Source organism: Bifidobacterium sp. POST2/T3 (B1) (assembly GCF_058197115.1).
Map to the genome: position 1 here is coordinate 1 of NZ_JBVPQK010000055.1, position 12,751 is coordinate 12,751.

Consider the following 12,751-nt stretch of genomic DNA (forward strand, 5'->3'; position numbering starts at 1 on the left):
TTCTTCTCCCGGGCCAACGACCGTCGGCGCGGCGGCTTCCTGGAGTCCCAGGGCGGCGGGACCATCCTGCTGACCCGGGGCGACATCGCCCTGCGTATGGGTCTGCCTGTGGCTGGCGTGGTAGGGTACATCCACTCCTTCGCGGACGGTGCCCACACCTCCATCCCCGCACCCGGGCTGGGGGCTCTGGCCGCCGGCATGGGCGGCAGGGATTCGGATCTGGTGCGCTCGCTGGCCAAGCTGGGCGTGAGCCCCGACGACATCGCCGTGGTCTCCAAGCATGACACCTCCACCAACGCCAACGACCCCAACGAGTCCGAGCTGCACAACACCCTGGCCCACGCCATCGGGCGGACGGACGGCAACCCGCTCTACGTCATCTCCCAGAAGAGCCTGACCGGCCATGCCAAGGGCGGTGCCTGCATCTTCCAGATCAACGGGCTCACCCAGCTCTTCCGGTCCGGGGTGATCCCGGCCAATGCCTCCCTGGACTGCGTGGATCCGGTCCTGAAGCGCGACGACCATCTGGTCTGGCTGGAGCAGCCCTTGAAGGTGGGCAGGATCAAGGCCGGGCTGGTCACATCCCTGGGCTTCGGCCATGTCTCGGGTATCGGGGTCATCGTCAGCCCTGGAGCCTTCGAAGCAGCCGTGCTCAAGACCTCCGGCCAGGAGGCCCTGGACGAGTGGCGTCGCCGGGCTAACGACCGTCTGGCCGCTGGCCAGCGCCATCTGGAGGAGGGCCGCATGGGTCGGGCCCCGCTCTATGAGCCCATCGACAACCGCCGCTTCCATGAGGACGGCCATGGGTATGTGGGCCACGAGATTGAGAAGGCTATGCTGCTGGATCCCCAGGCTCGCCTGGGTGCCGACGGCTACTACGACCGGAGCTGAGAGCAGTGTGAGTTGATCGGTTTCTTATTCTCTGCAGTGGGAAATAGGAAATCGGTGAGAGTTCAATCACTGTGCTGATCAAGGAGGTGGGCCAGACGGCTCACCTCCTCTTTTGTTATGGATAGATCTCATCAACTGCTCGTACTCGGGTGATTGCTCTCTTCACGGGAGCGTGGATTGAAATGATTCTGGGTACGTCAGGCTTGGTTATGGCCTTCACTTGTCTTGTCCCACACAGGCATACGATCTGTATCTGGTTTCAGTACGATTAAGAAGGGCGTGCATTGGGTTGCTTCAAAGCTGCTTGAGGGACAGGCGGCCCTTATAACCTGAACATGATTGGACCCCATTCATGAAAAGGTATAAAAAAGTAGATGGGTGGCCCAGGTTTTACTTGGGATTATTGCTGGGCCACCCGAATGGCCGAACTTGTCTTGGGGGAGTCGTCCGGCCGCTTACTCGTGCGAAGTGTTAGTGTTAGTGGCCGCTGCTATGGGATTCCTGCGGCTGAGGTTTGTTGCCATAATACTCATGCCAAGAAGCCCGACCACCATAGCCACGCCGATATTTTTCCCCTTATGCTGTGGGCGGGACCCTTAAAAGCTGACGCAGGTACTGGTTGTTGGTGGTGTCGGATCGGGCGATTTACTGCATTGAGGGAATCGCCTGTTTCCAGTTGCCTATTCGAGTTGGTTTCCTAGACATGAGTCCTTATGCCTGAGGCAAGGCCTAGGGACTGGAAGGTTCCTATGCTGACTGGAGGGATTTGTAAGGAGTACCGCTTTATCTTTCAGAACAAAGACAGACATGCCCCGTGTGTGCACGATGTTGTCGTCTAAACCTCACTGATTATTGTTGCCCTACGGATAGGTGTCCCTGATGGGAAGCGACAGCCAGTGAATAATGGTAGCTCGTACTGACTCGGCGTTTCCGCAAAGACACCGCACTCATCGGTGTTTGCTGCGCTCGTAGATATAACTATATTGCAGCAAGGTATCGTGCATGTCTAAGGAAATAAAACGAACATCGCGACACCAAAAGCTACACCGCACAATCCGAATATCGTAGCCCCAACGAGGTGCTTCATGTAATCTGGCTCACCCCAATTGTTCTTGAGGTCATCTGAACATAGTGACAGAAAATGTTTAATGGCTAATATCATTTCATTTCCTTTCTTGAGAAGGAGCTGCAAGATGAAAAGCTGCCAAAATTAGGTAGGGTCAATCTGTCGATACTGAAGCAGAACAAGTTGTCACATAGGTTATGATGCTAGCTCCGCAGCAACAAGCTGACATCTGACCTCATCTGCAAACAAATCTCATCTCTTCGTTAATCAAAGCAGAAGAACTTAGGCTAACTACTCGGCAATTATGTTTGGCTATAGTTCCCTTCTCAACTGTGGCCAACTACTAGTTTCCCGCTGTTCTCGTTTTTGAGAACTGCTTAATAAATATCTGTTGACGTTGCTTTAGATGGTATCAGAAGAATTAATGCTCATACTGTTATCGTCCGCATGATTTCAGCCATTGCAATCGATGCTCGGGCATAGTGGAATTTCCATCGTCGAAAGACGAGGCCGATGTGCGCGGCGAACTTGCCGCTGTCAATGTCAATTCCCTATTATTTTCTTTCTTCAAGATCGAATGGCGGCTTGATATCAGTCCGATTCGCCTCGCTCTGTAAAAATGAAAGATCTTGCGGAATATTTGTTCTTTTCCATACATAGTATTCAGTAATGAGTGGCTACCGCGTTAGCATGAATAATCCCGCAGTGCTCAGGCAGTCGCGGGTACACGCAAGATGTTCCTCGGATCCACGGGATTGATCCATGCATACCCAATGAAGCGATACTGGCGAGAGAGGGTTTTTATTCAATGTGGATGAACTGCCTGATATTAGTTCGGCCGGCAAGGGCCAGAATTTCTGTATGAATCTTCACGGTTATCCGTGGGGGAGGGGTAATTGGCGCAGGTCTCCATGTCGCACAGGGATTCGGTCCAGAGATGTCTACATAGGTTTCGCGCTGAATTAAACCTCGGATGAGCAATTTACTGCATGTTCCGGCCGGCCCATGTGCTATGCTCTGTACCGAGCCAACGGCTTTGCGGGCGTAGCTCAATGGTAGAGCCTCAGTCTTCCAAACTGATTACGCGGGTTCGATTCCCGTCGCCCGCTCCACGATAATCGTTGATATTCCGTCATTCTCGGCGGGTTTTCCAACAACTTGGAGCGGTCAGGATCGGGTCTGACTGAGCGAAATCTTCCCCAGCATTCGGCACTTTACGGGCTGAATGGGTACACGTTAGGGTACACACGGAGGTGCTCGGCTGACTGCAGCAACAAGGCCTCCCAGTTGTCGCACAGGTATCGTAATCGTCCAGGACGGGAGAGGCTACTGGCATTTCCACTGGAACCATCTCTGGGTTCTATGACCAGGTTGGACAGTTGATAAAACGGGCCGCCAAGAATGGAAAGCTAATTGAGTTGTTATATCCAGTCAAGTATGCTTGGTGCATTAAGAGGTATGAAGCTTGACAAGAAAGTTGCCGCTTCCTTAAAGATCGAAAGAATTTCGAGAACACTTAAGGAAAGACACTGCTGGCAGCCCTCGGTGTTGATGGTTGTTGGGCATTGTTCAAGGGATTGGCGGGGTGATGATAGTGAGTATTGTGGCATTCGTCGGTTTTGCGCTGTCAATTATCTGCCTGGTCGAGTGTGTGACTCGTCTATTCCCCAAAGGAGTGACCACTGGCCGGGCAGTCTTTGTTGTTCTGCTATGTCTGGCGTTGATAATTCTGGGGTTTGTCTCCCTGCATTTCATGAGTAGCCCTAAGGGTTCGATTCCCATGACTAACTGGATTATCGCTATAGCACTGCTGGTGATATACGTGGCTATACGGTCGGCGGTCGCCATTGTCAAGCAGATACATAGCGGCCAGCAGTATACGGATGAAACCCAGCTATAGTTTGCTGCGCCATGCGCACTAATGCCTGCAGCTTGCTTGCTGCTGGAAGCCGTATCTTCTTCGCATGCCTGCACGATGGGTGCAGGGCGTCGTCGCGACATTGCAGGCACGCCTATTGTTTTCTGGTCACTGTTGTTCCCATGATCTTATCGGCGAAGGTCTGCCCTCTGCCATCCCTAAAGGCCAAAGAAAACCAATGAAGAGCGATGCGAAATCAGCAAGATGCGCTATCTCCCGCACGCCCATTCTCAGACCGGATATGGGCAGGTTGGAATCCTGATCGCATACCTGAAGCTTGAGGAGACGGTGCGCCCAGGATTGCCCATTGCGCGCGGACCATGCGGAAATCACGCAGGCAACAGCCACAGAAGCGCAATCGATCCAGGATTGAGCAGATCCTCCTGGCGAAGATCTTCCAAATGCAATGGTCCCCACCAACTGCGATAGCAACGACGCAGGCAATACTATGCGAAGCAGGTACGACGCCACTCTGCGTCACCATAAAGCTGACATTATTACCTCCCTTCAAGCACCACCCTCTTGCTTTTATTTTCGGTATGACAAGCGTAGTCCTGCATTGTCTATGATGACGTTCTCTCGACTGCGCATCGAGAACGAAGGACTCAAGCAACTCCACTCCGAGCTGGAGAAGGTCGCAGTGCTTCCCGAACAAACAAACAGGTGTGAACCACTCTAGCTGAGATTCACGCATAGGCATAAGAACATGACCGAGTGATTTGAACTCCTGATCAATGTCCAGCCGCTAATGATTCTTTTGCCGCTGTTTTCTGTATCTCCGTTCGCAGGTACGTGGCAAGCTAAGGACAATGCGTACTCATCGCCGCTTGGATTGGATTCCTGTGGCTTCAAGCCCTGCGAAGAGCCTCTGAGTTGCTGCTCTGAATGTTCCTCAATGATTTGTGTGCGGTTGGCCCAGCCCGCTGACTTCCGAGTATGTTGCCGACTGCGCTCTATGAGATATGGCAGACTCTCACTTCATCTATTCTTATCCATACCTTCCCTTCTTGCTAACCTCTTATTCCTTGTGGTTTTATTCCTGTCCAGGGTCATTTCTGCACGATTGCAGTGATCGTCGATTAGGACCATGGGTTGTGTGGTCTCCAAGCTCCTGACCGGATGATTTGCTGTAGGGGCCGATGAGGGGCATACTCGGGCCTATGGAAGATGCCGGGTTTGGACAAGTGCTGGGGTTGGGACATGACCTGGTCGACCTGAAGGAGTTCGGCCGGCAGCTGGCCATGCCAGGCACGCGTATGACAAGCTTGTTCTCACCACGGGAGCGGCGGCAGGCAGAGCAGCGGGCCCTGCTCAAGCGTGACGATATAACGGCGCATTTGGCGGTGCGCTGGGCCGGTAAGGAGTCGGTGCTCAAGGCTTGGTCGCAGGCGCTGGGGTCTGAGCCATCGCCCTATGATCTGGATGATTTCCCCTGGAGCGGGGTGGAAATCTTGGACGACGGCCGAGGTCGGCCGAGCGTAAATCTAGCGTCCTCCGTGGAAGCCAGGCTTTACGATTCCTTGCCTCTAACCGGTGGTCAGGTCGATCGAGTGCAGTTGTGCTGGCACATCGCTCTCAGCCATGACGGGCCGGTGGCTTCGGCGGTTGTGCTTTTATGCAGGCGTGTCTGAAATTAGGCTAAGACATGTGGCGCATGTGGCGTTAATTCCTAGTTGTCGTGTTCGACAACCAAATAGAAGTCCTCGGCATGTGGGGGTGATGCTTTTACTGTGTCGAAGTCGAATTCGACGTTCAAGGCTACAAATGCAGTCAGTTCTATGTATTACATGCGTCGCTCTAAGGGTTGACTGTGGTTCGCGTGTAGACTACATAAAGCTTCTTCTTGAGGTGTGTTCCCCGCTTCTGTGGGGATGATCCTTTGTGCCATTAGGATTTTATGTGCTCCCTGAATAGTCAGGGTATATAAGTCAACTTGTGCCATTAAGAGATTATAAATTTGGTATATTCCAAATCTTCGTGCTATGCTTAAAAATTGTTACAACGAAGTTGTCCAATTGGCAGGATCGCTGGGCTGAGAACGGGGGAACAATGAGCGGAGTGATACCAACAGACTTGGGTCTGGACGCTATAGCCATGTCCCTGTGGGGCAAGACTAATCTGCTTAACGAGGATGACTGGCTACAGGTTTTCGCGCATTTGAGCGATTCCGCTGCAGTGGCTAGGTATCTTTGGCGTGACTGGGTGCCCCGGGGCACCCGAGAGATCATCATCCGCGATGTCGGTGATCCGGAATTGGCTCGCAAAGTCTGCATGTTTATCACCGGTGTCCATGATATCGGTAAGGCAACCCCGGTTTTCCAAAGCAAGCCGTTGACGCATGCGCCTGGTATGCAGGATCTCTCCCTGCGGTGGAAGCCCAGACAGGCTGGTCTGCGGTTCCCTGATGTTCCGATTACGGATACCAATTATCCTACCCATCCCATAGCGGGTCAAAGGATTCTGGAGTCGTATCTGACGCAGGTACGGAATTGGAGCAAGTCAGTGGCCGAATCCTATGCCTGTGTCGTTGGAGGGCATCATGGTCAGCCTCCTACGCGTCAGGCTCTATGCAAGTCCGATATGGATGTGCGGATGGGCACTGCTCAGGGTTATGAGGACTGGGCTGAAGTCCAGCGCCAACTGATTGAATTCGTGGCCAAGCAGTGTGAGCTTAGTGATGATGACTTCGCTCGGCTGAGCAGAAGGCGTCTAAACATATATGCCGAATCTGTGCTGGAGGGGCTGGTCATTATGGCCGACTGGATCGCCAGCAACAGCGACGATGCTCTATTTCCCTTGGTGCCGCTCAACCCTAAGAGCTATGACGAACAGACCTGGGACCGGATGAATTCAGTACGTACAAGAGCTGGTCTTAAGGCACGTCAGGAGCGCGGATGGCGTAACCTCGATCTGCCTCCTAAGTGGCAGCCGATTCACGAGCAGATCAGCATAGGGGAGCGCTTCGCCTCCAGATTTGATCTGCCGGCAGGGGCCAATCCCAGACCAGTCCAGGAGCAGGCCGCACATTTGGCGGAAACGACCAAGGATCCGGGCATTATGGTCATCGAAGCGCCCATGGGCGAAGGAAAGACCGAAGCAGCCCTGGCCTGTGCGGAAATCCTGGCGGAACGAACAGGCAGGGGAGGAGTCTGCGTGGCCCTGCCGACAATGGCCACCACCGATGCCATGTTCTCACGGTGCAAGAGCTGGATCGATAGATTGCCTCAGCCTGAGGGACGCTCTGAGAAATCCACCTCGCTCAGACATGGCAAAGCTGCTCTCAACAGGGAATTCATGTCAATGGCGACTTCAGCCGAGGGTTCGGCCACATCATCAGTCTTCGATGAGGATGTCCTCCAAGGCTCTGGTGCACAAAAGGCCGTCTATCCCGAGGCAGTGGTGAATGACTGGCTGAGAGGCAGGAAGAAAGGGGTGCTGGCTAACTTCCTGATCTGCACTATCGATCAGGTGCTCATGGCCGCTCTGCAGATGAAGCACGTCAGTCTGCGGCAGCTGGCTCTAGCCAACAAAGTTGTCATCATCGACGAATGCCACGCTTACGACACCTACATGCGTGAATATCTCAAGAGGACCCTGGAATGGTTGGGAGGATTCCACAACCCAGTCATCCTTCTGTCGGCAACCCTGCCTGCATCTTTGCGACGTGAGCTGGTGGACGCTTATATTAAAGGGTATGCTTCGGTGCTCGGCGGGTCGAATGATCATGCGGAGCAGTCCCCCGAGGTTGCACCGCGTCGTTTTGCAAGCATGGAGGCATTTACTGATTGTTACTCCAAGCCGCACATTGATAGAGCTTCTGCCTCTTCACAGCCAGGTGACAAGCAGCCCTTTAATGAGGAGAAGGACCTTGACGACCTGCATGCTTATCCGCTGATTACCTACACATCTGGAACGACCTGCCGGACTAGATCGGTTCAGCCGTCGGGTCGTGCGGTGGACATCGATTGTCATGTCATTGATGACGATCTTGAACATTTGTCAGACTTGCTGCAAAAGCGTCTGGCTGAAGGTGGCTGCGCCGCTGTGATTTGCGACACCGTAGACCGTGCCCAGCAAACTGCAGCAGCTTTGACCAATGTATTTGGCCCGGACCAGGTCAGACTGACGCATTCACGCTTCATCGACCGGGATCGTATGGACAACGAACGAGAACTCCGAGAACGCCTTGGCCCGGATGTAACTCTAGCCAATGGAGGACGTCCTCACCGGCTGATTGTTGTGGGCACGCAGGTTCTGGAGCAATCCCTGGACATCGACTTCGATCTTATGGTCACCGATATAGCTCCGGTCGATCTGTTGTTACAGCGCATGGGTCGTCTGCATCGCCATCGCAGAGGACAAGGTGAGGGCGACCGTCCAGCTGGTCTGCGGAAAGCCTTCTGCTATCTGCGAGGCATTGCCTCCTGGAACGCGGATGGGCCAGTATTTCCTGACTATATAGACAGCGTCTATCCACCGGCATCACTGCTTGAAGCTCTTGCTGTGCTTTGTCTGCAAACAGTTAGCGCCCACCGCTTGCTGCATCTTCCTGATGACATCTCTCCGCTGGTCCGCACGGCTTATGACTCTGATGCAATTGCACAGTTGATACCCAAAGCCTGGCAAAAACGGTATCGGCTGGATGTTCACAAGCGTGCCCAAAAGGATGCGGAAGAGATCGATAAGGCCCAAGTCTATTTGATGAAAGATTCGGCCCGTCTGCTGCACCAGTCTCACACCTTGGTGGACCTGTTTACAGGCACTGTGGACGCCAGGTCTGAAGCCAAAGCCAGACAGGCTGTCAGAGACACTCATGATTCGGTGGAGGTGGTGCTTCTGCGCCGGTGTGGTGATGAGTATGCGCTTCTGCCATGGATCGGAAGCGATACAGTACCTTGCGGGGCTCCTGTGCCCACAAAAACCGAACCTGAAAACCGGCTGGCGCAAGTGGTGTTGCGTTGCTCGGTAAATCTGCCAGATCGCATCTGTCACGACATTGATGCGCTGATCAATGAACTAGAGCTCCGAGCCAGTGACTGTGTTGATGCATGGCATCAATCTCCTTGGCTGGATGGCTGTTTACCTCTGGTATTGGATGAGGAAGAATCCGATTCGGGTCGCCGGAGATTTGTCGCCACTGTACTTGGTTACCTTATCGGATACACCCGTGAGGATGGGCTTACTTGTGTGAAAGCCGACGAGGACGAAAAGAGCTGAACGTTGCAGTGCCTCGCCAGTGTAGGCATTTTCCACTTATGAATAATCGAACAAGCAGAAAGGACAATGACAATGAATGGTGTTGGAGCGACCGGCGGAGGCCGGCCGTCGTTCAATCTCTTGGAGCAACCCTGGATCAGGGTTACATACTTGAAAGGACGCGTCGGCCTGGTCTCCCTGCGTGACCTTTTGGTCGAGGCCCATCGAATCCGTGAGATTTCAAGTGACATGCCTCAGCAGACCTTGCCTCTCCTGAGAACCGTCGAAGCCGTGCTCTACCAGGCATACGCTCAGCGGTTTCGTCCTATGATCGGGGATGATAATCCGACAGCCTTGCTGCAGCTGTGGTGGACGCTTTGGCAGACTGGGCAGTTCGACCCTCAAGTAATTGACGATTACCTTGAGCGCTATCACGACCGGTTCGATTTGTTCAACCCGGAGCATCCTTTTTACCAGACACCGGGATTGACCTACTCGTCCGAGGATAAAGAGTATGACAGCATTGGCGAACTTCAGGCTGACGTGCCTAAGCCCAAGAAGTTTCTCTTTTCCATGCGCGCCAAGAACGACCTGGACTCGCTTACATTGCCTGAGGCCGCCCGATGGCTGGTCTTTCTCCAGGCCTATGACCCTGCAGGCATCAAATCGCCGGTGGACGGAGAGACCCATATTCTGCGCAACAGGGTTTATCCGCCCAAGTCCAAGGTGGGAACCGGCTGGCTGGGCGCCTTGGGCAACGTTTATTTGGAACAGGACAACTTGTTCGCCACCCTGATGCTCAACTGGTGCTTGATCAATCCCAGAGGCCGCGGAGATGATGATATCTGGTTCGGCAAGCCTGGTGATTTGGCGCCCTGGGAGCGCGAGCCGGCCGGCCCTGACATGGATCCTGACTATCAACCCACGGGCATTGTGGACATGCTCACTCTGCAATCACGCAGGGTAAGGCTGGTGCCTGATGACTCAGGTTCCCGTGTGGTCGGCATCGTCGTCTGCTATGGCGATGTCATCAGCGCTGACAATATGGACGCTTATGAGCCTATGACAGCCTGGCGTTACGGCAGCGAGAATCTGCGGAAGAAACTGGGACTGCCGACAGCGCCTCGCATGCCAGTCACATTCACTTCCGACAAGGCCATTTGGCGGCAACTGCAACCTTTGATCAGTGCAGGAAGCAACGGTGCAGGTCAGACTGACGACACCCGTCCTGGTGTTATTCGGTGGGTTGAGACTCTGCTGAATTGGAATCAGGATGAAGCCGGGTCAGGAAAAGTGATGCAGATGGCTCGTATCCACACCCAGAGCATGATCTATGGCCCGCAGAACAGCTTCTTCTCGGATGCCATTGATGATTCGCTTGATGCAAACCTTCAACTGCTCCATTTGGATGCTCCTGCCGTGGATGTGGTGGTTCAGGTTGTTGAGCGTACTGAGGATTCCGTCAAGGCGTTGGACTCCATGGTTGCCCAGTTGAACCAATCCGCAGGCGACAAAGCGCAGAAGGACCGCTTCTACGCCGCAGTAGCCCGCGTCAAGGAACGTGCATATGCTTCCCTTGATCAGCTGTTCAGACAGCGGATTGCGGAGTTCGGTCCTTCAGAAGACATCGAACGCTACCGGAATGACTGGTTCCAGGCCATTCATCGGGATCTGATTGCGGTGGCTGGTGGGTACCGCGATCAGTCTCCGGCGCCGTCTTTCCTGCCCAAGGCCAATGGTGTCCGATCTTCTGAGCAGATCTTCGATAGATTCCTAAGCCAATTGAATAAATATCTAGGTCCTCTTCCCTCGCGTGAGGGCGAGACCGCAAATGAAAAGGAGGTTCAATGATGACTGCAGCCACCATGACGAACGAGCATGTCTTGTCAGTCGACGACCGCAAACAGGCCGTCGGGCGGTATGCCAACTACCGGATCGGGAAATTGCAGTACGCCTACACGGTTCAGGCCAGCAGCGTGGCCAGGGCTCATCTGGCTCTGCTGCGTCGGGGCATTGATGATGGCAGAGTGCGGTGGATGAATGTCGGGTTTGATCTATATGAGGATTGGCCCCAGGATACCCTGGGAAACCCAGCCCTCGACAATGACCCCAATATCGTCACGGAAACACGGGCTATTGCCACTGCCCTGCAGATGTATGCCCTTCATCAGCAGTCGAAATCTCAGGGTATGGCCTGGATGCCTGATCATAAGGGCACAGGGAATGGCGCCGAGGCTAAGCAGCGGAAGCGATCCGAGCGCTTCTGCTACAGTTTCGGCCGCGCCTGCCGCATGATTGACGCCGACCAGGACGGTTCCAAGGCCACCCCGGTTCTTCGAAGGCTGCAAATCATGGAGGATGCTCCTGATTTCGAGGGCATCCGGCATCAGCTGTATTCGCTGATAAGGATGATGAGGAATCAGGATGTGCAGCTGGACTATCAGGCTTTCGCCCAAGATCTTTATCTGCTGCAGCTGCCTGGTCGGAGGGCCTCTGTCTTTCACCGTTGGGCTCGTCAGTATTACGCCGTGCACAAGGCAGCGGATGCGAAAGAGGGTGAGAAGGCCAATAGAACAGCTGAAGTCTAGTAACACGGTCAATGGTGACAGGTTGTCTCGAATGATTCGCCATCTAGTAGATACACATACACAAGATCACTGATTTTCAAAAAATAAATATTAAGGAGAAAAGCCATGTTTATGGATATTTATGCAGTTCAGAACGTCCCGCCGAGCAACATCAATCGTGACGAAACGGGTAATCCCAAGACAGCTCAGTATGGCGGTGTCTTGCGCTCGCGAGTCTCCAGCCAGGCCTGGAAGCGGGCCATGCGCGAGACCTTCAAGTCTTTGCTGGACAAGAAACAGTTGGGGGTACGGACGAAGAATGCAGTCGAGCTGATCGTAAAGGCCATGGTTAATCAACGGCCTGAATCGGCGGACCGGGCTGAAAGCTACGCTTCCATGGTCTTGAAGGCCACCGGTGTTAAGGTCGTCGCTTCCACTCGCGCAGGAGCAGCCAGTGGTAAGCCGGTCACTCAATATCTGATCTTCATCGGCAACACCGAAATCGGCAAGCTGGCTGCTATCGCACTGGAATGGATGGATCAGGGAAAGGATCTGGCCAAAGCTCCGGATTCGGCCATGAAGAAGGAAGTATCGGCGGTCTTCCACGGTGAACAGGCGGTCGACATCGCCCTGTTCGGCCGTATGCTGGCTGATGCCCCTGACCTGAATACGGATGCCAGCGCTCAGGTGGCTCATGCCATCTCCGTGGATGCCATCAAGCCTGAGTACGACTATTTCACTGCCGCTGATGACTGCACGGAAGCGGACAACGCCGGTGCGGCTATGATCGACTCCGTCGGCTTCAACTCATCCACACTGTATCGCTACGCGACCGTGAACCTGGATGCCCTGCAGGAGCAGATTGGCAATGCAGAGGCCACTGCGAGAGTGGCTTCGGTCTTCGTAGAGGCTTTCATCCGATCCATGCCGACCGGCAAGCAGAATTCCTACGCCAATAGGACTCTACCCGAGACCTGCATTGTGGCCTTCCGTGACAGCCAGCCTATTAATGCCGTGGAAGCCTTTGAACGTCCGGTTGCGGCTGAGCATGATCAGCCTATCTCACAAGTCGCTGGACGCAGGCTGGTTGCGGAGCTGCGCAGGATTCAGGAT

Annotated in this window: 6 protein-coding genes and 1 tRNA gene; all 7 read left to right on the forward strand. The window is 54.1% G+C overall.

The features are described from left to right. A partial coding sequence (locus tag AC0AP0_RS04280; RefSeq protein ID WP_490429480.1) for a hypothetical protein occupies nt 1-891 on the forward strand: 891 nt, incomplete at its 5' end. 2,104 nt (nt 892-2,995) lie between these two features. Continuing rightward, nucleotides 2,996-3,069 (forward strand) — tRNA-Gly (locus tag AC0AP0_RS04285). A 1,945-nt stretch (nt 3,070-5,014) separates the two neighbouring features. Beyond that, nucleotides 5,015-5,506: a holo-ACP synthase gene (locus AC0AP0_RS04290; RefSeq protein ID WP_490429481.1), complete on the forward strand. Its 492-nt coding sequence runs from the start codon at nt 5,015-5,017 to the stop codon at nt 5,504-5,506. Nucleotides 5,507-5,924: 418 nt separating this feature from the next. Beyond that, entirely contained in the window at nt 5,925-9,092 is a 3,168-nt protein-coding gene (locus tag AC0AP0_RS04295) for a CRISPR-associated endonuclease Cas3'' (protein ID WP_490429482.1), read from the forward strand. 72 nt (nt 9,093-9,164) lie between these two features. Beyond that, nucleotides 9,165-10,922, forward strand: coding sequence for a type I-E CRISPR-associated protein Cse1/CasA (gene casA, locus AC0AP0_RS04300; RefSeq protein ID WP_490429483.1), 1,758 nt, complete (start codon nt 9,165-9,167; stop codon nt 10,920-10,922). Continuing rightward, nucleotides 10,919-11,659, forward strand: coding sequence for a type I-E CRISPR-associated protein Cse2/CasB (gene casB, locus AC0AP0_RS04305; protein WP_490429484.1), 741 nt, complete (start codon nt 10,919-10,921; stop codon nt 11,657-11,659). Before casA ends, casB begins: the two co-directional genes overlap by 4 nt. 105 nt (nt 11,660-11,764) lie before the next feature. Continuing rightward, nucleotides 11,765-12,751: type I-E CRISPR-associated protein Cas7/Cse4/CasC (gene cas7e, locus AC0AP0_RS04310; protein WP_490429485.1), on the forward strand; the 987-nt coding region annotated here is incomplete at its 3' end.

What these genes read in the sequence shown, in the direction of transcription:
- AC0AP0_RS04290 (WP_490429481.1), top strand. Translation starts at nt 5,015, where the DNA reads ATGAGGGGCATACTCGGGCCTATGGAAGATGCCGGGTTTGGACAAGTG.
- AC0AP0_RS04295 (WP_490429482.1), top strand. Translation starts at nt 5,925, where the DNA reads ATGAGCGGAGTGATACCAACAGACTTGGGTCTGGACGCTATAGCCATG.
- casA (WP_490429483.1), top strand. Translation starts at nt 9,165, where the DNA reads ATGAATGGTGTTGGAGCGACCGGCGGAGGCCGGCCGTCGTTCAATCTC.
- casB (WP_490429484.1), top strand. Translation starts at nt 10,919, where the DNA reads ATGATGACTGCAGCCACCATGACGAACGAGCATGTCTTGTCAGTCGAC.